Source organism: Pseudomonas sp. AL10 (assembly GCF_029960685.1).
GTDB lineage: Bacteria > Pseudomonadota > Gammaproteobacteria > Pseudomonadales > Pseudomonadaceae > Aquipseudomonas > Aquipseudomonas lactis.
The window spans coordinates 15,058-33,633 of sequence record NZ_JASBQZ010000049.1; the positions used below are offsets into that span (position 1 = coordinate 15,058).

16 protein-coding genes and 1 pseudogene are annotated in these 18,576 nt (G+C 63.1%); 12 read left to right on the top strand and 5 right to left on the bottom strand.

Features of this window, described 5'->3' with window-relative positions; all coding sequences use genetic code 11:
• Positions 1–195 precede the first annotated feature (195 nt).
• The 5 genes and pseudogenes from QK296_RS25950 to QK296_RS25970 form a co-directional block, all read right to left on the bottom strand.
• On the bottom strand, positions 196–1,029 hold the full coding sequence (locus QK296_RS25950; RefSeq protein WP_137204342.1) for a TIGR03915 family putative DNA repair protein: 834 nt from the start codon (positions 1,027–1,029) through the stop codon (positions 196–198).
• Complete coding sequence (locus QK296_RS25955) at positions 1,026–2,246, bottom strand: putative DNA modification/repair radical SAM protein (protein ID WP_003192321.1); 1,221 nt, start codon at positions 2,244–2,246, stop codon at positions 1,026–1,028. Before QK296_RS25955 ends, QK296_RS25950 begins: the two co-directional genes overlap by 4 nt.
• A 64-nt stretch (positions 2,247–2,310) precedes the next feature.
• Positions 2,311–2,397: pseudogene (locus tag QK296_RS25960) on the bottom strand (outer membrane lipoprotein carrier protein LolA); the annotation flags it as partial.
• A 22-nt stretch (positions 2,398–2,419) separates the two neighbouring features.
• Positions 2,420–3,757, bottom strand: coding sequence for a SidA/IucD/PvdA family monooxygenase (locus QK296_RS25965; RefSeq protein ID WP_282391801.1), 1,338 nt, complete (start codon positions 3,755–3,757; stop codon positions 2,420–2,422).
• A gap of 119 nt (positions 3,758–3,876) precedes the next feature.
• Positions 3,877–4,359: a sigma-70 family RNA polymerase sigma factor gene (locus QK296_RS25970; protein WP_003192325.1), complete on the bottom strand. Its 483-nt coding sequence runs from the start codon at positions 4,357–4,359 to the stop codon at positions 3,877–3,879.
• A 327-nt stretch (positions 4,360–4,686) separates the two neighbouring features.
• Here QK296_RS25970 and QK296_RS25975 point away from each other — a divergent pair, with 327 nt between their 5' ends.
• The 12 genes from QK296_RS25975 (at position 4,687) to QK296_RS26030 (ending at position 18,435) form a co-directional block, all read left to right on the top strand.
• The gene (locus tag QK296_RS25975; protein ID WP_282391803.1) at positions 4,687–5,856 is read left to right on the top strand and encodes an efflux RND transporter periplasmic adaptor subunit; all 1,170 of its coding nucleotides are present in this window, start codon (positions 4,687–4,689) and stop codon (positions 5,854–5,856) included.
• Positions 5,846–7,828 carry a MacB family efflux pump subunit gene (locus tag QK296_RS25980; RefSeq protein ID WP_161794330.1) on the top strand — a complete coding sequence of 661 codons (1,983 nt, stop codon included), beginning with the start codon at positions 5,846–5,848 and terminating at the stop codon, positions 7,826–7,828. The genes QK296_RS25975 and QK296_RS25980 overlap by 11 nt, the downstream gene beginning before the upstream one ends.
• Positions 7,821–9,233, top strand: coding sequence for an efflux transporter outer membrane subunit (locus QK296_RS25985; RefSeq protein ID WP_282391808.1), 1,413 nt, complete (start codon positions 7,821–7,823; stop codon positions 9,231–9,233). The genes QK296_RS25980 and QK296_RS25985 overlap by 8 nt, the downstream gene beginning before the upstream one ends.
• 107 nt (positions 9,234–9,340) lie before the next feature.
• Positions 9,341–10,096, top strand: coding sequence for a hypothetical protein (locus tag QK296_RS25990; protein WP_003192332.1), 756 nt, complete (start codon positions 9,341–9,343; stop codon positions 10,094–10,096).
• Between the two features lie 108 nt (positions 10,097–10,204).
• Positions 10,205–10,972: an FCD domain-containing protein gene (locus QK296_RS25995; RefSeq protein WP_003192333.1), complete on the top strand. Its 768-nt coding sequence runs from the start codon at positions 10,205–10,207 to the stop codon at positions 10,970–10,972.
• A gap of 207 nt (positions 10,973–11,179) precedes the next feature.
• Positions 11,180–12,382: an ABC transporter substrate-binding protein gene (locus QK296_RS26000; RefSeq protein ID WP_282391810.1), complete on the top strand. Its 1,203-nt coding sequence runs from the start codon at positions 11,180–11,182 to the stop codon at positions 12,380–12,382.
• A 57-nt stretch (positions 12,383–12,439) separates the two neighbouring features.
• Positions 12,440–13,300 carry a branched-chain amino acid ABC transporter permease gene (locus tag QK296_RS26005; RefSeq protein WP_003192337.1) on the top strand — a complete coding sequence of 287 codons (861 nt, stop codon included), beginning with the start codon at positions 12,440–12,442 and terminating at the stop codon, positions 13,298–13,300.
• Position 13,301: 1 nt separating this feature from the next.
• On the top strand, positions 13,302–14,312 hold the full coding sequence (locus QK296_RS26010; protein WP_282391812.1) for a branched-chain amino acid ABC transporter permease: 1,011 nt from the start codon (positions 13,302–13,304) through the stop codon (positions 14,310–14,312).
• Positions 14,309–15,058, top strand: a complete 750-nt coding sequence (locus QK296_RS26015) for an ABC transporter ATP-binding protein (RefSeq protein WP_003192341.1) — start codon at positions 14,309–14,311, stop codon at positions 15,056–15,058. The genes QK296_RS26010 and QK296_RS26015 overlap by 4 nt, the downstream gene beginning before the upstream one ends.
• Positions 15,058–15,753 carry an ABC transporter ATP-binding protein gene (locus QK296_RS26020; protein ID WP_003192343.1) on the top strand — a complete coding sequence of 232 codons (696 nt, stop codon included), beginning with the start codon at positions 15,058–15,060 and terminating at the stop codon, positions 15,751–15,753. The genes QK296_RS26015 and QK296_RS26020 overlap by 1 nt, the downstream gene beginning before the upstream one ends.
• Positions 15,754–15,766: 13 nt before the next feature.
• On the top strand, positions 15,767–17,035 hold the full coding sequence (locus QK296_RS26025) for a Zn-dependent hydrolase (RefSeq protein WP_003192345.1): 1,269 nt from the start codon (positions 15,767–15,769) through the stop codon (positions 17,033–17,035).
• Positions 17,032–18,435, top strand: coding sequence for an amidase (locus tag QK296_RS26030; protein WP_282391813.1), 1,404 nt, complete (start codon positions 17,032–17,034; stop codon positions 18,433–18,435). Before QK296_RS26025 ends, QK296_RS26030 begins: the two co-directional genes overlap by 4 nt.
• Positions 18,436–18,576: the final 141 nt, after the last annotated feature.

Below are 18,576 nucleotides of genomic sequence, written 5' to 3' on the forward strand. Positions count from 1 at the left end.
GAGCAGACGCGGAGCGTCCAGGGTGGCATTCCCACGCAGAGCGTGGGAACGATCAACCGAACTGGCCTGATCCAGCTAGCTCGTTCCCACGCTCTGCGTGGGAATGCATCCAATGACGCTCCGCGTCACAAAACTTCAAGAGCAGACGCGGAGCGTCCAGGGTGGCATTCCCACGCAGAGCGTGGGAACGATCATTCACCCCTGCCCACTTAATATTCTTTTGCCTGGCTTGGCACCCACCAGCTTCGCCTGCCCATCTTTCTGCTTGCCCGTGCGGGCTTCACTGATCAGCCCCGGAATCAACTTGCCCTCCGGCAAATTCTTCCAGAAGCGGCTGGGCAAATGCCCTTCCATCACTTTGGGATTGAGCCGCGCCGGGTTGAAGATGTGGCTGTAGTAGGTCAGCCACATGGCGCTGTGGGGATCTTCAACATTCTGTGCCAGTTGCTGCCAGGCCTCGGGGCACTGGCGCTGATGAATCAGTTGTTCGCCGTCGTAGTACACCCCGTCCAGGGGCGTGGCGATCATCCAGCGGTGGCGGCCCATGCGCCCGACAAAGTGCTCGCTGGCGCTCTTGAGAATGTCATGGGCCGGCTCATGCCAGGCCACGTACTCCGGCAGTTCCGACCCGGCCCCGGCCGGCAGCGCGATGAAGCGCACAAACGCGTGCAAGTGGTGGGCCTCCCGGCTGACTTGCTTGATGCGCCGTTGCAACTCGCTGCCAAGCTTGTCCCCTGCCAGCATGGCCGTGCGATCACCATGGCTGACCCGCCACAGCACTTCATACAGCAGGCTCCAGCGCTGATCACCGTGATAACAGGCAGCGGACTCCAGTAATTGCAACAACGCCTTGGGTATGCGCGCCTGAAACGGCCCCATCCCTGGTGGGATCGGTTGATCGGTAGCAAACAGGTCTGCCGCCTGCATCTGGCCCCAGCTCACCTGGCTAGGGTCGACCTGATGGCTGAGCAACCAGCGGGCCTGTTCGCGCCAGGTGCTGAACAGGTTGTCGCATTCCAGGCTGATCATCCCCACAGCCCCATCTGTTGCGGCTGCGGGCGATCACGCAGTTGTTCACGCAGCAACACACTGGTGCTGTCGGCCTGTTGCGGGTGGTAGTCGCTGGTGATGAAAAACGGCTTGGCCTTGGCCAACACGCAGCGCATGCGCGCCAGGTCTTCGAAGCGGATCTTGCGTTCACGGCGCAGGTCGACCAGGCGCTGGGTGGTGCGCAGGCCGATGCCGGGGATACGTGCGATCAGGGTGGGCTCGGCGCGGTTCAGGTCCAGGGGGAACACCTCGCGGTGCTCCAGGGCCCAGGCCAGCTTGGGGTCGATATCCAGTGCCAGGTCACCGGGGCCGGCGAACAGCTCATTGGCGCGGAAACCGTAACTGCGCAACAGGAAATCAGCCTGGTACAAGCGGTGCTCGCGCATCAGCGGCGGCGCGGCTAAAGGCACGCTTTTCGGGCTGTTGGGAATGGGGCTGAATGCCGAGTAATACACACGGCGCAGCTTGAAATTGCCGTACAACGCCTCGGCACCGTGCAGGATGGTGCTGTCGTCGGTGTCATCGGCGCCGACGATCATCTGCGTGCTCTGCCCGGCCGGGGCGAAACGAGGCGCGCGGGGTTCATTGAGCACCGTCTGCTCGCCGGTGTAGATGGTCTGCATGGCCTGCTTGATCGAGCCGATCTGCTTCTCGGGCGCCAGGGTTTGCAGGCTGGCGTCGGTGGGCAGTTCGATGTTCACGCTGAGGCGATCGGCATAACGGCCGGCCTCGGCGATCAGGGCCGGGTCGGCATCGGGGATGGTCTTGAGGTGGATATAACCGCGAAAGTCATGCTCTTCGCGCAGCAGCTTGGCGACCCGCACCAGTTGCTCCATGGTGTAGTCCGACGAACGGATGATGCCGGAGCTGAGGAACAGCCCGCTGACGCAATTGCGCTTGTAGAAATCCAGGGTCAGGGTGACCACCTCCTCCGGGCTGAAGCGCGCACGGGGCACGTCGCTGGAGCGGCGGTTGACGCAGTATTGGCAGTCGTAGAGGCAGAAGTTGGTGAGCAACACCTTGAGCAACGACACGCAACGGCCATCGGGCGTGTAGCTGTGGCAGATGCCCATGCCATTGGTGGAACCCAGCCCCGCCTTGCCCTCGGAACTGCGCTTGGGCGCACCACTGCTGGCGCAGGACGCGTCGTACTTGGCGGCGTCGGCGAGGATGCTGAGTTTTTCGATCAACTGCATGGAGGGCTACCGATACTGGTTTTTTGTACAGTACCAATAGCCACACCTTGTCACAAGTGCCGTCTGTAGGAGCGAGCTTGCTCGCGAAGAAGGCAAGAGCGCCGCGTTCATTCAGATGAGGCGCGTTATCGTTGACGTTCTTCGCGAGCAAGCTCGCTCCTACAGGGGATCGGTCAGCTGGCAGTAGCCAGGAGCAAGTCCTGCACCGAACGTCCCTTGTCGCGGTTTCGATCGTGCTCATACAACGATGCCGCAATCTCATCCGCCCGAATCGGCAGCACCGACAGCAAGGTATCGCTCAAGCCATGGCTGGCCTGGCTGAAGCCCTGGATGTAGATGCCGGCCTTGCAGCGTTCGTCGGTGACGATGCGGTAGTCGCGGGCCACTTCGAAGTCGCCCATGTAGGCCTCCAGCGGCGCCAGCAGTTCACGGTGCATCTGGCGCTCGTAGCCGGTGGCCAGGATTACCGCGTCGTAATGGTTGAGGCTGGTTTCGCCGGTGGCGCTATTGCGCAGGGCCAGTTCGATACCCAGCGGGCCTGGGGTGGCTTTCTCCACTACGGTCAGGGTGCGGAACGCCTGGCGGGCGATGCCGGAGACTTTCTGGCGGTAGAAAATCCCGTAGATGCGCTCGATCAGGTCCAGGTCCACCACCGAGTAGTTGGTGTTCTGGTACTCGGCGACCAAACGCTCACGCTCGGCACCGACTTGCTGGAACACCAGGTCAGTGAAAGCTGGTGAGAACACTTCGTTGACGAACGGGCTGTCGTCGGCTGGCTTGAGCGCCGAGCCGCGCAGGATCATGTCGACCTGCACCGACGGGAAGCTGTCATTGAGGTCGATAAAGGCTTCGGCCGCGCTCTGGCCACCGCCGATCACGGCGATGCGCATCGGCTTGCCGTCTACGCACGGCTGGTTGGCCATGCGCTCCAGGTACTGGGAATGGTGGAACACCCGGCTGTCGCCCTTGAGCGCCTTGAATGCCTCGGGGACGCGCGGCGTGCCACCGGCGCTGACCACCACCGAACGGGTGGTGCGCACATGCTGCTCGCCCTGGGCATCGCGGGAGATCACGCGCAACGCCTCGACCTGCTGCTGATGCAGGATCGGCTCAATGGCCAGCACTTCTTCACCGTAGTTGGCCTGGGCCTGGAACTGCCCCGCCACCCAGCGCAGGTAATCGTTGTACTCCATGCGGCAGGGATAGAAGGTGCCCAGGTTGATGAAGTCCACCAAGCGTTCGTGGGCCTTGAGGTAGTTGACGAAGGAGTACGGGCTGGTGGGGTTGCGCAGGGTCACCAGGTCCTTGAGGAAGGAAATCTGCAGTTCGCTCTGGGTCACCAGGGTATTGCCGTGCCAGCGGTAGTCGGCTTGTTTGTCGAGAAACAGCACGTCCAGCTTGCCCTGGGCCTTTTCACGCTCCTGCAGGGCGATGGCCAGCGCCAGGTTCGAAGGGCCGAAACCGATCCCGATCAGGTCATGAACCGCGGGCGAAGCAATTGCCTGTGTCATTCCAGTGTCCTCTGGATAAGCCCCTTGGCGATGGGGCGGGAATACCTTCATGGCCTGAACAACAGGCCGTGTGTTGATAGGAAACGAGGACAGTGAAATAAAATTTAACTAACAGCCGATCAGTGCGCTTCCCACTCGCGCATGCGCACCCGGCAGTGCTTCATCGCATTGACGATGTGTTTTTCCACCAGGCTGCGGGAAATGCCCAGGCGTTCGGCGATTTGCACGTGGGACAGGCCTTCGAGTTTGCGCAACAGGAAACTGTCGCGACAGGCCGCCGGCAACTCGGCCAAGGCGCGCTCGAGCATCTCCAGGCGCTGGCCCTGATCGTGGCTGGCGTGGGGGGAACAGGCGGCGAAGCGCTCTTCGCTGTCCAGCACCTCCAGGGGCTCGGCTTGGCGCACGGCATTGCGCCGATGGCCGTCGATCACCAGGTTCAAGGCGGTGCGGTACAGGAAGGCGCGCGGTTGTTCGATCGGGGTGTCGCTGGAGCGTTCGAGCACCCGCACATAAGCGTCATGCACCACATCTTCGGCCACCTGACGGTTGCCCAGCTTGGCGTTGAGGAAACACACCAGCTCGCGATAGTAGTTTTCCACCATGACTCCTGACCCCACGGCCTTAATACCAACGACGCCCCCCCCCCTGTAGGAGCGAGCTTGCTCGCGAAAAACCCAAGAGCACATCCGCTTACCTGAATGCACCCGCAACCAATGGCGGTTTTGCCATCACCGATGATGGCAGTTTGAGCGTGTGCAATTTATAGTAATTCTCATCTACTTTTAAAGAACTCTCTCGTCAGCGGTCGAATTTTTTCTCCAACCGAGCTGTAACTACTTATGTAACAGCCTAAATCCCGGGGCATTTTCCTCGTTTACCTGTCAGCTCTGCGCGACTGCGCCCCGAACTTTCCTGGCTGGAAGCTACCGATGAAACGCCCTCGACCTGCCCGACGCGCCCTGCTTGTGGTGGCGTGCCTGATTCCCATCGTTGCGTTTGCCACCTGGCAGGGCCTGACGCCGGGCCGCGATGCCCTGACCACCGTCACCGTGACCCGCGCCGACATCGAAAACAGCGTCACCGCCCTGGGCACCCTGCAACCGCGACGTTACGTAGACGTCGGCGCCCAGGCCTCCGGGCAGATCCGCAAGATCCACGTCGAGGCCGGCGACCAGGTCCAAGAGGGCCAGTTGCTGGTGGAGATCGACCCCGCCACGCAAAAAGCCAAGCTCGACGCCAGCCGCTATGCCATCGAAAACCTGCAGGCCCAGTTGCAGGAGCAGAAAGCCCAGCACCAACTGGCCCGCCAGAAGTACCAGCGCCAGCAGCGCCTGAGTGCCGGCAACGCCACCCGCGAGGAAGACGTGCAGACCGCCAAGGCTGAACTCAACGCGACCCAGGCACGGGTCGAGATGTTCCAGGCACAGATCCGCCAGGCCCAGGCCAGCCTGCGCAGCGACGAAGCCGAGTTGGGCTACACGCGCATCTACGCGCCGATGACCGGCACCGTGGTGGCCGTGGACGCGCGCGTCGGCCAGACCCTCAACGCGCAACAGCAAACCCCGCTGATCCTGCGCATCGCCAAGCTGTCGCCCATGACCGTGTGGGCGGAAGTTTCCGAAGCCGACATCGGCCATGTCAAACCCGGCATGAGCGCGTATTTCACCACCCTGAGCGGTGGCAGCCGGCGCTGGACCAGCACCGTGCGCCAGATCCTGCCGATCCCGCCCAAGCCCTTGAACGAAACCCAGAGCAACGGCAGCCCGAGCAGTACCAGCAAGAGCGGCACTGGCCGAGTGGTGCTGTACACGGTGCTGCTCGACGTAGACAACGCCGACAACGCGCTGATGGCCGAGATGACCACCCAGGTCTTTTTCGTCGCAAGCCAGGTTAAAGATGCCCTCACCGTACCGGTCGCAGCCTTGCAAGGCGTGCCTGGCTCCGCAGCGCAAATCGCCCGGGTGGTGGCCAAAAACGGTGCCATCGAAGACCGCGAAGTGCGCCTGGGCATCAGCGACCGCCTGCGCGTCGAAGTACTCGGCGGGCTGAACGAGGGCGACCACCTGTTGATCGGCCCGGCTGACAGCCATGGGGGCTGAATTGACCACGCCGCTGATTGAACTCAAAGGCATTCGCAAATCCTACGGCGGCGGCGACAGCCCGCAGGTCGATGTGTTGCGTGGCATTGACCTGTCGATCCATGCCGGCGAGTTCGTCGCCATTGTCGGCGCGTCGGGCTCGGGTAAATCGACGCTGATGAACATCCTCGGCTGCCTCGACCGCCCCACCGAGGGCGACTACCTGTTCGCCGGGGAAAACGTCGCCCACCTGGGCAGCGACGAACTGGCCTGGCTGCGCCGCGAAGCCTTCGGTTTTGTGTTCCAGGGCTACCATTTGATTCCCTCAGGCTCTGCCCAGGAAAACGTCGAGATGCCGGCGATCTATGCCGGTATCAGCGCCACCGAGCGTCATGCCCGCGCACGCGCCCTGCTCACCCGCCTGGGCCTGGCCGAACGCACCGGCAATCGGCCGCACCAGTTGTCCGGTGGGCAACAGCAACGGGTGTCCATCGCCCGCGCCCTGATGAACGGCGGCCATATCATCCTCGCCGATGAACCCACCGGCGCCCTCGACAGCCACAGCGGCGCGGAGGTCATGGCCTTGCTCGACGAACTGGCGAGCCAGGGCCATGTGGTCATCCTGATTACCCACGACCGTGAAGTGGCGGCGCGGGCCAACCGCATCATCGAGATTCGCGACGGCCAGATCATCAGCGATTCGGCTGACACCCGCGCGGCCATACCCAGCCTGGCGGCCGGCGCCTTGCACGCCGTGGACCTGCGCCAACGCCTGGCCGACGGCGCCGAGCACAACGGTGCCTGGAAAGCCGAATTGCTGGACGCGGTGCAAGCCGCCTGGCGGGTGATGTGGATCAACCGTTTTCGCACGGCGCTGACGCTGCTGGGCATTATCATCGGCGTCGCGTCGGTGGTGGTGATGCTGGCGGTGGGCGAAGGCAGCAAGCGCCAGGTCATGGCGCAAATGGGCGCGTTCGGCTCCAATATCATCTACCTCAGCGGTTCTTCACCCAACCCGCGTACGCCGCTGGGTATTGTGTCCCTCAACGACGTCGCCGCCCTGGCGACGCTGCCGCAGGTCAAGCGCATCATGCCGGTCAACGGCACCGACGCGGGCGTGCGCTTCGGCAATGTCGACTACATGGCCTATGTGGGGGGCAACGACACCAACTTCCCGGAGATTTTCAACTGGCCGGTGGTCGAGGGTAGCTATTTCACCGAGGCCGACGAACGCGCCGCCGCCACGGTCGCCGTGATCGGCGCGCGCATCCGCCAAAAGTTGTTCAAGGACGTGGCCAACCCCATCGGCCAGTACATCCTGATCGAGAACGTGCCCTTCCAGGTGGTCGGCGTGCTCGCGGAAAAAGGCTCCAGCTCCGGCAACAAGGACAGTGACGACCGTGTCGCCATTCCTTACAGCGCCGCCAGTGTCCGCCTGTTCGGCAGCTACAACCCCGAATACGTGGCGATTGCCACCACCGATGCGCGCAAGGTGCATGAAGCCGAACGCGCCATCGACCAACTGATGCTGAAGTTGCACAACGGCAAGCGCGACTACGAGTTGACCAACAATGCCGCGATGATCCAGGCCGAAGCGCGTACCCAGAACACCCTGTCGCTGATGCTCGGCTCGATTGCGGCGATTTCGCTGTTGGTGGGCGGCATCGGCGTGATGAATATCATGTTGATGACCGTGCGCGAACGCACCCGTGAAATCGGCATCCGCATGGCCACCGGGGCACGCCAGCGCGACATCCTGCGCCAGTTCCTCACCGAAGCGGTGATGCTCTCGGTGGTCGGTGGCCTGTTCGGTATTGCCCTGGCCTTGCTGGTGGGCGGCGTGCTGGTACTGGCTGAAGTGGCGGTGCAGTTTTCCCTGGTGGCGGTGCTCGGTGCGTTTGGCTGTGCATTGGTTACCGGTGTCGTATTCGGCTTTATGCCGGCCCGTAAAGCTGCCCGGCTCGATCCGGTTAAGGCGTTGACCAGTGAATAAACGATCTCTCACTCCACAACTGTCAGCGCTCAGTGTGTGCCTGTTGCTCACGGCCTGTGGCGCTAACCCGCCCGCCATCGACAGCGGCATCGCTGCGCCCGCCGCTTGGCACTATGCCGAGCACGAGGTAAACCAAGCCACCAACCAACACTGGTGGACGCAGTTTGGCAGCCCGGCGTTGAACCGCCTGATCGACCAGGCCCGCCGTGACAGCTTCGACGTAACGGCGGCCATGGCGCGTGTCCGCCAGGCCCAGGCCACGGCGGTGATCGCCGGTGCACCGTTGTTGCCGGAGCTGAAGTTCAACCTCGGCGCCAGCCGTCAACGGCTGTTGCGCGGCAGCGGCAACTCGGAGCTGGACGCCACCGAGAGCAACAGGACCGTCACCAACTATGACGCCAACCTCACGGCCAGCTACGAAATCGACTTCTGGGGTGGCCGCGCCGCTGCGCGCGACAGCGCCGTGCACAGCCTGCAGGCCAGTGAGTTCGATCAGGCCAACGTGGAGCTGACCCTGCTCAGCAACGTCGCCGACCGCTACGCGCAAACCCTGGCCGCACGCCAGCGTTTGCAGATTGCCGAGCTCAACCTGGCGAATGCGCGCAATGTGCTGAACCTGGTGCAGACCCGCTTTGATGCCGGTTCCGCCACGGCCCTGGAACTGGCACAACAGAAAAGCCTGGTGGCCGGTCAGCAACGGCAACTGCCGCTGATCGAGCAATCGGCCGAAGAATCGCAGATCACCCTCGCCGCCTTGCTCGGCCAGCCCGTGCAGGCCCTGGACCTGGGCACAGAACCCTTCCATGCACTGAGCTGGCCGAGTATCGGGCCCGGCGTGCCCAGCCAGTTATTGAGCCGGCGCCCCGATCTCGCCCAGGCCGAGGCCCAGTTGGCGGCGGCCAGTGCCGACGTCACGGTGGCCCGTGCGGCCATGCTGCCGACGGTGACGTTGGGCGCAACGCTCGGCTCGGGCGCGTCCAAGGCCGAAGAGATCCTGCGCAGCCCTTTCTACACACTGACCTCGGGCCTGATGGCGCCGATCTTCAACAATGGCCGGCTGAGCGCCGAGCGCGACAAGGCTCGGGCACGCCAGGATGAACTGCTGCAAACCTACCGCGGGGCGATCATCAACGGCTTTGCCGATGTGGAAAAAGCCCTCAGCAGCATCACCCGCCTGGACCAGCAACGCCAGTGGCAAACCGAGGAACTGCACCAGGCGCAGACCGCCTTCCAGATTGCCCAAAGCCGCTATGAGGCCGGCGCCGAAGACCTGCTCACGGTACTGGAAACCCAGCGTACCCTGTACGACGCCCAGGACCAGAACGTACTGCTGCGTTTGTCGCGCCTGCAGGCCAGCATCGCCCTGTACAAAGCGCTAGGCGGTGGCTGGAACACCGATATCTGATAAACGAAACTCATATTTCATACACCAGCTGTTTCTTCACCTTACATTTTCCACCCCAAGGTCCTTGGTAAAAAAGCCGTTATCACACGGATGCCCGGGACCTCATGATGAAACCCAGCGCTTTTGTAAACGGCCTGGCCTGCATCGGCTTCTGGCTGATACCAAACCTGGCGTTGGCCGAGCCCTTGATCGCCCCCACCGCGATCGACTGGTTGCTGGACTGCCCACTCACTGCAACAGCGCGCCTGGACCCCGAAGTGGTTGGCCGCACCCAATGCGGCCTGGTCAGCGTGCCCCGCGACCATGCCGCCCCCCAGCGCGGCCGCATACGCCTGAGCGTGACACGGGTAGGCGCACGGCAGCCGCTCAACCGTGAGGGTGTGGTGTTCATCCAGGCAGGCGACCCCCAACAGGCCAAAGGCGCACCTTTCGTCCTTCACCTGGCCAGTCGCTGGGAGTCGCTTGCCACCCAGGCCTATCGCACCCTGGTCGACCGTTATGACGTGATCGAGCTGAGCACCCGCGACCTGCGCCAAGGCAATGGCGTGGAACAGGCCGCGCAGGATATGGAGTTCGTGCGCGGGCAACTGGGCGAGGCACGCCTCAACTACCTGGGCAACGCCGCGGCCACTCGCCTGGGCAGCCGCTATGGCACGCTGTTTCCCGAGCGCGTCGGGCGCATGGTGCTGATCAATACCGAACCTGGCGAACCACTCGCCACCGGTGTCGAGCAACTCTTGCTCAAGGAGTCGGCACACGCAGGCGCCGACGGCTGCGTGAGCCGTTGGCTGGGGGATTTCCTCGCTTACGGTAAACAGCCGCCGGCGTCCGCACGCTGCCTGGATTTGGGCGCCTGGGAATAACCTGCGCATTTACGACCCCTATTCACCGAAAACGACCCCTTGCGTTGACGCCCCTGCCCAATCGTTATTAAGTACTATTTATCCGCATTAATACGATAAATCACCGCCATGCTGAGTCGACCGCTACGCCGCAAACGCCAGAAGCTGTCCGATGTGATTGTCGAGTCGGTCAAGCGCTCGATCGTCACCGACGCCTTGAAGCCCGGCGACCGCCTGCCCACCGAACGCGAGCTGATGGAAAGTTTCCAGTGCTCCAAGGGCTCGGCGCGCGAAGCGCTCAAGGCGCTGGAGGTCGAAGGCCTGGTGAGCACACGCACCGGCCCCAGCGGCGGGGCCTACTTGAACCAGGCCGGCACTGAACCGGCCAGCCGCGCCTTGCGCAATTACCTGCACTTCCAGCACCTGGACGGCGAGCAGGTCTACCAACTGCGCAAGGTCATCGAAGTGGAACTGGCAGTGTCGGTGCTGGGGCGTTTGAGCGAAGACGATTACATCGCCCTGCAAGCCAACGTGGAGTTTTGCAGCGCCCCCGAAGACAGCGAAGCCGGCCAGCGCGAACAGCGCCTGGCGGAACTGGAGTTCCACAACCTGCTGGCCCGGGCGTGCCCCAACCCGCTGCTGAGTTTCATGGCGCAGTTTCTCAATGACTTGCTGCGCGATCTGGTGGTGCTGAAAAAGGCCTACAAGCCCAAGCGCAAGCAGTTCGACGCGGCCAACCTGGACTATCACAAGCAACTGCTGATCGCCTTTCGCGCTGGGGATGAAAGCGCGGTACGCAGCTTGATGCATGAACACATGTGCGATGCCGAACACCATATGACCGCGCTGGAAGGCCAGGTAAGCCCGCACTTCCTACTGGAGTTCGACCACTCTTAAACACACCGAACATCCAATGTGGGAACCCGATCAATGTGGGAGCTGGCTTGCCTGCGATGGCATCGACTCGGCCTTCCCTGTAATACCGAGGCGCCTGCATCGCAGGCAAGCCAGCTCCCACATCTAATAACAAGCCTGCCCACAGGCCCTTGCTCCACCGTATCGCCCTTGCCGCTCCTGCCAATAACTAAACCAGGGAGTCACCCCATGCAGCGTCGTACGTTATTGAAAGCCAGCCTCACCGCAGCCGCCGCCCTCAGCCTTCCGCTGAGCGTGCGTTCGGCATTCGCCGCCGAGCCTTTTACCTTTTACGGCCTCAAGTCCATGTCTGGCGCCTTTGCCAGCTATGGCAAATTTGCCGACATGGGTTCGCGCCTGGCGGTGCAACAACACCCCCAATTGCTCGGCCGCCCGCTGAACTACAAGGTCATCGACACCGAAGGCAACGCCGGCAAGGCGGTGCGCAAGGCGCAGGAGGCCATACAGCAGGACGGCGCGCGGTTCTTCCAGGGCTGCACGCTATCGTCTTCCGCCCTGGCAGTGGCCAAGGAAGTGGACAAGGTCGGCGGCGTGTTCATGACCCCGGTGGGCGCCGATGAAGTTACAGGCAAGGACTGCAACAAGGCGACCTTCCGCTGGTCAGTCCCCACCTACGGCGCGATCCGCGAAACCATGGTGCCGCTGATCAAGCTGCTGCCGGACGCCAAGCGCTGGTACACCATCACCCCGCAATACGTGTTCGGCGAAGCCTTGCTCGAAGGCGCCAAGAACGTGCTCAAGGAACATGGCCTGGAACACGTGGGCAACAGCTACCACTCGCTGCAGGAACAGGAATTCTCCGGCTATCTGACCAACGCCATTTCCACCAAGCCCGATGTGCTGGTGCTGCTCAACTTCGGCAGCCAATCGTCCAACACCCTGCGCCAGGCGGTGAACTTCGGCATCAAGGAACGCATGAAGGTCTTGCTGGTGTGGTCTGCCGGCCTGGATCAATTCCAGGAACTGGGCAGCGATGTGCTCGAAGGCGTGTACCTGGGCGCGCAGTACTGGCATCAGGTCGACACCCCGCTCAACCGTGAACTGGTCAAGCTCACCCAGGCCACCTACGGCATCAACCCTACCTACCCGCTGGCCGCCGACTACATCAGCACCAAAGTCATGCTCGACACCATCATTGCCACCGGCAGCTTCGACGGCCCGACCGTGGCCAAGGCCATGCAGGGCTTGAGCTACGAAGGCCCGACCGGCAAGGAGTCGATCCGCGCCGGCGACCACCAGGTGATCAAGGATTATTACCTGTTGATCGGCAAGGCCAGCGGCGACATGGCCGACAAGGACGACCTGGCCAAAGTGCTCAGCGCTGGCCAGTCGTTCCCCGCAGTCGAGGCGACGGGCTGCACACTCGGCTGACCGCTTAACTTTTGTCGCGCAGGGCCGTGCAAGCGGCCGTCTGCGGAGGGTGCCTGCATGCTTAATCTGTACCTGTTCCAGATTCTCAACGGCCTCGGGTTGGGGATGATCTACTTCCTGATCGCGGTGGGGCTGACGATCATTTTCGGCTTGCTCAACTTCGTCAACTTCGCCCACGGCGCGTTCTTCCTGCTCGGCGCCTACATCTGCTACACCGCCGTGAGCCTTACCGGCAACTTCTGGCTGGCGCTGCTGATCGCGCCGCTGGTGGTGGCCGCGCTGGCCTGGGTGATCGAGCGCTTGCTGATCCAGCGCATCTACCACTTGCCGCACATGTTCCAGATTCTGGTGACCTTAGGGATCGCCCTGATCATCCAGGAAGCCAGCGTGATGATCTGGGGCCCAGTGGGCAAAAGCGTCGCCGTACCAGAGCTGCTGCGCGGCGTGCTGGTGGTGGGTGACTTTGTCTATCCCTACTACCGCCTGTTCCTCATTGTGTTTTCCGGGCTGGTGGGCCTGGGCCTGTGGCTGCTGCTGGAACGCACGCGCTTCGGTGCCCTGGTGCGCGCCGGCAGTGAAAGCACTGAAACCGTGTCGCTGCTGGGCACCAATATTTTCCGCCTGTTCTCCATGACCTTCGCCCTCGGCGTCGCCCTGGCCGGTGTCGCCGGGGTGTTGTTCGCACCCTTGCGCGGCGCCCAGCCCTTCGTCGGCCCGGAGATTTTGGGCATCGCCTTCGTGGTGGTGGTGATCGGCGGCATGGGCTCGTTCAGCGGTGCGCTGGTCGGCGGTTTGCTGGTGGGCGTGGTGCAAAGCCTGATGACCACACTCTGGCCCCAGGGTGCGAGCCTGATGATCTACGGCGCCATGGCCGTGGTGATTCTGGTGCGCCCTTACGGCCTGTTCGGGAGAGCCTGACATGAGCGAGAAAAACCCCCTGCCGTTCGCCAAGACCCAATCCAGAGCCATGTTGCTGTGGGTGCTGGCCGTGCTGATCGGCCTGCCGTTGGTATTGCCCTCGGCGACCCTGGCCACCGAGATCCTGATCTTTGCCATGGCCGCCCTGGCCTGCAACCTGCTGCTGGGCTACACCGGGCTGCTGTCCTTCGGCCAAGGCATCTTCTTTGGCGCCGGCGCTTATTGCGCGGCGCTGTTGATGATCCACCTGCAACTGGGCCTATTCACCGCGTTGCTGGGCGCGGCGCTGGCCGGCGGCGTGCTGGCTTTGCTGGTGGGTGCCCTGGCGATTCGACGCACCGGCATTTATTTCGTGATGCTCACGTTGGCGTTCAGCCAGATGGCTTACTTTGTTGCCTACACCCTGAGCGACTGGACCGGTGGCGACAACGGCCTCCTCAGCGTGCCGCGCCCGGAAATCCGGGTGGGTGACACCGTGCTGCTGTCCCTGGCCGATGCCCGCGCGTTCTACGGTTTTGTCGCGGTGCTGTTCTTGCTGATCTTCATCGGCGCACGTCGGGTGATCGCCTCACCGTTTGGCAGCACGCTGATGGCGATTCGCGAAAATGAAACCCGCGCCTCGGCCATCGGCTACGACACGCGCCACTTCAAGATCCTGGTGTTCGTGCTGTCCGGCGCGGTCACCGGGATTGCCGGGGCGCTGTACGCCATGCTGCTGCACTTTGTGCCGCTGTCGAATATCGACCTGGCGATGTCCGAGAACATCCTGATCATGACCATCGTCGGCGGCACCGGCTCGCTGTTCGGCTCACTGCTGGGTGCCGGCTCCATCGTGCTGCTGGGGGATTTCCTCTCCGACCTGTGGCCGCGCTGGCTGATGCTGCTGGGGGTGATCCTGATCCTGGTGGTGATCTTCATGCGCGGCGGTTTGTGGGGCGGCCTCGCGTCGCTGTTCGAAAAGCTGCGCGGCACGCGCAAAGCCGTGGTCGTCGCCAAGGAGGACGGGCTATGAGTATCTTGCTGGAAACCCAAAACCTGGAGCTGGCCTACGGCGCGTTCCATGCGGTCAATGGCGTCAACCTCAAGGTTGAAGCCGGCACCATCCACACCATCATCGGCCCCAATGGCGCCGGCAAGACTAGCCTGTTTCATTGCCTGACGGGCGAACGCCAGGCCACCGCCGGGGCGATCCATTTCGACGGCAAGAACCTGATGCGCAAGCCCGCCCACGGCCGCGTCGGCCTGGGCATGGCGCGCTCGTTCCAACTCACCAGCCTGTTCCAGAACCTCAGCGTGCGCGAGAACCTGCGACTGGCCGCCCAAGGCCGCGACGGCGTGCGAGCCTTGAATTTCTGGCGTCGGGTCGACAGCCAGCGCGAACACCTGGAGATGGCCGACCAGGTGCTGGAACGCCTGCAACTCACGGCACGTGCCGACACCCTGGCCGGTGAGTTGTCCCACGGCCAACAACGGGTGCTGGAGGTGGGCATGTCGATCTGCTCCAAACCCAAACTGTTGATGCTCGACGAGCCCACCTCGGGCATGGGCATCGACGATATCCCGATCATGACCCAACTGATCAGCGACCTTGGCCGCGACCATACGGTGCTGCTGATCGAACACAACATGAGCATCGTCATGTCCATCAGCCAGCGCATCACGGTGATGAGCCATGGGCAGATTCTGGTGGAAGGCACGCCGGAATTCGTGCGCGCCGATGAACGTGTGCGCACTGCCTATCTTGGGGAGGCTGCCTGATGCTGATCGTCGAGAATATCCATTCCTACTACGACAAAAGCCATGTGCTGGAGGGTGTGTCGCTGAGCGTCAACCCCGGCGAACTGGTGACCCTGCTCGGCCGTAACGGTGCCGGCAAGACCACCACCCTGCGCAGCATCCTCGGCATCATCTGCCCGCGCCAGGGCCAGATCCACTTCAACGGCCAGGCGCTGGTCGGGCAAAAGATCTTTGAAATTGCGCGCCAAGGCCTGGCGCTGGTACCGGAAAACCGCGGAATTTTCCGCCTGCTGACGGTGGAAGAAAACCTGCGCATCGCCGCCCGCAAGCACAGCCGCTGGCAACTGGAAGACGTATACGCCATGTTCCCGCGCCTCAAGGAGCGGCGCAAAAACGCCGGCCACGCGTTGTCCGGCGGCGAACAGCAGATGCTCGCCATCGCCCGCGCCCTGCTGAACGATCCCAAGCTGCTGATCCTCGACGAACCCACTGAAGGCCTGGCCCCTGTGATCGTTGACGAGCTGGTGAAGATCCTGCGCAAGGTCAAGGACGAGGGCCTGCCGGTGTTGCTGGTGGAACAGAACCTGATGGTCTGCGACAAGCTCGCCGACCGCCATTACGTGCTCGAACAGGGCCGCGTGGTGTACGAAGGCAGCGCCGCTGACTTCCGCGCCGACCCGACGATCAAAAACCGATACCTGGCCTTGAGTGCCTGAGTGGAGATTCCTGATGAACAGTCTTGCGCAACCGCTCCAGAGCAATGCCCCGCTGATCAACCGCGACCGCTTGTGGCAGTCGCTGATGGACCTGGCCCGGCTCGGCGCCACGGCCAAGGGCGGCGTGTGTCGCCTAGCCCTCACCGACCTGGACCGCCAGGCCCGCGACCTGTTTGTGCAGTGGTGCGAAGCCGCCGGGTGCAGCGTCAGTGTGGATGCCATCGGCAATATTTTCGCCCGGCGCCCTGGCCGCAACCCCGCCCTGCCCCCGGTGATGACCGGCAGCCATATCGACACCCAGCCCACCGGCGGCAAGTTCGACGGTTGCTACGGGGTAATGGCCGGGCTGGAAGTGATCCGCACGCTCAATGACTTGCAGATCGAAACCCAGGCGCCCATCGAAGTGGTGGTATGGACCAACGAAGAAGGCTCACGCTTCCCGCCGTGCATGATGGGCTCCGGGGTATTTGCCGGGAAGTTCGACTTGCAGGAGACCCTCGACAAGCGCGACGACCAGGGCCTGTCGGTGGGCGCCGAATTGCAGCGCATCGGCTATGCAGGTTCGCGTGCGGCGCTGGGCCACCCGGTGGGGGCGTATTTCGAAGCGCATATCGAGCAAGGCCCGGTGCTGGAGGACCAGGCCATTACCCTGGGCGTGGTGATGGGCTGCCTGGGCCAGAAATGGTTCGACCTGACCCTCACTGGCGTGGAGGCGCATGCGGGCCCTACACCCATGCACCTGCGCAAGGACGCCCTGGTGGGCGCTGCCGAGGTGGTCAGCGCGGTCAACCGTATCGCCCATCAGCATCAGCCTCACGCCTGCGGTACCGTCGGCTGCCTGAACCTGCACCCTGGCTCACGCAACGTGATCCCCGGCCAAGTAAACATGACCATCGACCTGCGTCACCTGCACGCCGACAAGCTGCAAGCCATGGTCGACGAAGTGCGTAGCGTGATCGAGGACTCCACTGCCCGCCACGGCTTGACGTTTGAACTGACGCCCACCGCCGACTTCCCGCCGCTGGACTTCCACCCGGCCTGCGTCAATGCCGTGCGTGAAGGTGCCAAGGCATTGGGCTTGAGCCATATGGACATCGTCAGCGGCGCCGGGCATGACGCGATCTTCGTCGCCGAACTGGGCCCGGCTGGGATGATCTTTGTGCCGTGCGAAGGCGGCATCAGCCATAACGAAATCGAAAACGCCGCGCCGGATGACCTGGCGGCGGGTTGCGCGGTGTTGCTGCGCGCCATGGTGAACGCGGCCCAGGGGGATCTGGCATGAGTGAGATTGGCCAACTGACAGCGGTGCAACTGTTGCAGCATTTTCGCGACAAAAGCTTATCCCCCGTGGAGGTTACTGAAGATGCGCTGCTGCGCATCGAGCGCTACAACCCGGTGGTGAATGCCTACTGCCATGTCGACCCGCAAGGCGCACTGGACGCGGCGCGAGCGTCGGAACAGCGCTGGCTCAAAGGCGAACCTTGCGGCGCACTGGATGGCGTACCGGCGTCGATCAAAGACCTCACCTTGACGGTCGGCATGCCCACGCGCAAAGGCTCGCGCACCTCCAGTGCCGAGGGCCCATGGGACGTCGACGCGCCCTTTTCGGCCTTCATGCGCAAGGCCGGCGCTGTGCTGCTGGGCAAGACCACTACGCCGGAATTCGGCTGGAAAGGCGTGACCGACAACCCGCTGTACGGCATCACCCGCAACCCGTGGGACACGCGCACCACCGCCGGCGGTTCGTCCGGAGGCGCCGGTGCGGCAGCGGCGTTGAACCTGGGCGTGCTGCACCAGGGCAGCGACGCCGGTGGCTCGATCCGCATTCCCTGTGCGTTTACCGGCACCTTCGGGATCAAGCCAACCTTCGGCTATGTGCCGCAATGGCCGGCCAGTTCCATGACAATCCTGTCGCACCTGGGGCCGATGACGCGCACCGTGGAAGACAGCGTGCTGATGCTGCAAGCCGTGGCGCAGCCAGATGCGCGGGACGGCCTAATCGGCGCGCCGCGAACCACGCCCTGGCTCGCTCCAGGAGCGGACTTGAAGGGATTACGTGTCGCCTACAGCCCCACGTTCGGCTATGCGAAGCTCGACCCGCAGGTCGCCCAGGTGGTGGATCAGGCGGTGCAGGGCCTGGTGCAACTGGGCGCCCATGTCGAACAAATCGACCCTGGCTTCAGCGACCCGCTGGAGGTGTTCAGCACCCTATGGGCTGCCGGCGCAGCACGCCTGACCGGCACAATGAGCGAGGCGCAAAAGCAACAGCTCGACCCGGGGTTGCTGCGTATTGCACAGCAGGGCGAACGCTTGAGCCTGAATGATTTCAACGGAGCGCTGGAAGCCCGCGCGGCGCTGGTCGCACGGATGGCCGCGTTCCATGAGCATTACGATGTGCTGGTGTCGCCGATGATGCCGATCACCGCATTCGAAGCCGGGCACAACGTACCGCCGGGTTCGGGAATGACTGAGTGGATGGAATGGACGCCGTTCACCTACCCGTTCAACCTCACCCAGCAACCGGCGGCGTCAGTGCCCTGCGGGTTGGCGGCAAATGGCTTGCCAGTGGGCTTGCATGTGGTGGGCGCGCGGTTTGCCGATGAACAGGTACTTAGGGTGTGTCACGCGTATGCACAGGCATTCCCCACAGCGCACTTGCACACACCGAAAATCCCGACCTGAAATACCTACAACTGTGGGAGCTGGCTTGCCTGCGATAGCGCTGGTTCAATCAGCACATTGACCTCTGACACACCGCCGTCGCAGCTTCTACACAATTTTGTAGGTTGTAGCAGCCAACGGTAACCACGATGCGAAGCGAGC

What these genes read in the sequence shown, in the direction of transcription:
- QK296_RS25965 (WP_282391801.1), bottom strand. Translation starts at nt 3,757, where the DNA reads ATGACACAGGCAATTGCTTCGCCCGCGGTTCATGACCTGATCGGGATC.
- QK296_RS26025 (WP_003192345.1), top strand. Translation starts at nt 15,767, where the DNA reads ATGAACAGTCTTGCGCAACCGCTCCAGAGCAATGCCCCGCTGATCAAC.
- QK296_RS25950 (WP_137204342.1), bottom strand. Translation starts at nt 1,029, where the DNA reads ATGATCAGCCTGGAATGCGACAACCTGTTCAGCACCTGGCGCGAACAG.
- QK296_RS26015 (WP_003192341.1), top strand. Translation starts at nt 14,309, where the DNA reads ATGAGTATCTTGCTGGAAACCCAAAACCTGGAGCTGGCCTACGGCGCG.
- QK296_RS26030 (WP_282391813.1), top strand. Translation starts at nt 17,032, where the DNA reads ATGAGTGAGATTGGCCAACTGACAGCGGTGCAACTGTTGCAGCATTTT.
- QK296_RS26020 (WP_003192343.1), top strand. Translation starts at nt 15,058, where the DNA reads ATGCTGATCGTCGAGAATATCCATTCCTACTACGACAAAAGCCATGTG.
- QK296_RS25970 (WP_003192325.1), bottom strand. Translation starts at nt 4,359, where the DNA reads ATGGTGGAAAACTACTATCGCGAGCTGGTGTGTTTCCTCAACGCCAAG.
- QK296_RS25980 (WP_161794330.1), top strand. Translation starts at nt 5,846, where the DNA reads ATGGGGGCTGAATTGACCACGCCGCTGATTGAACTCAAAGGCATTCGC.
- QK296_RS26000 (WP_282391810.1), top strand. Translation starts at nt 11,180, where the DNA reads ATGCAGCGTCGTACGTTATTGAAAGCCAGCCTCACCGCAGCCGCCGCC.
- QK296_RS25955 (WP_003192321.1), bottom strand. Translation starts at nt 2,246, where the DNA reads ATGCAGTTGATCGAAAAACTCAGCATCCTCGCCGACGCCGCCAAGTAC.
- QK296_RS25995 (WP_003192333.1), top strand. Translation starts at nt 10,205, where the DNA reads ATGCTGAGTCGACCGCTACGCCGCAAACGCCAGAAGCTGTCCGATGTG.
- QK296_RS26010 (WP_282391812.1), top strand. Translation starts at nt 13,302, where the DNA reads ATGAGCGAGAAAAACCCCCTGCCGTTCGCCAAGACCCAATCCAGAGCC.
- QK296_RS25990 (WP_003192332.1), top strand. Translation starts at nt 9,341, where the DNA reads ATGAAACCCAGCGCTTTTGTAAACGGCCTGGCCTGCATCGGCTTCTGG.
- QK296_RS25975 (WP_282391803.1), top strand. Translation starts at nt 4,687, where the DNA reads ATGAAACGCCCTCGACCTGCCCGACGCGCCCTGCTTGTGGTGGCGTGC.
- QK296_RS26005 (WP_003192337.1), top strand. Translation starts at nt 12,440, where the DNA reads ATGCTTAATCTGTACCTGTTCCAGATTCTCAACGGCCTCGGGTTGGGG.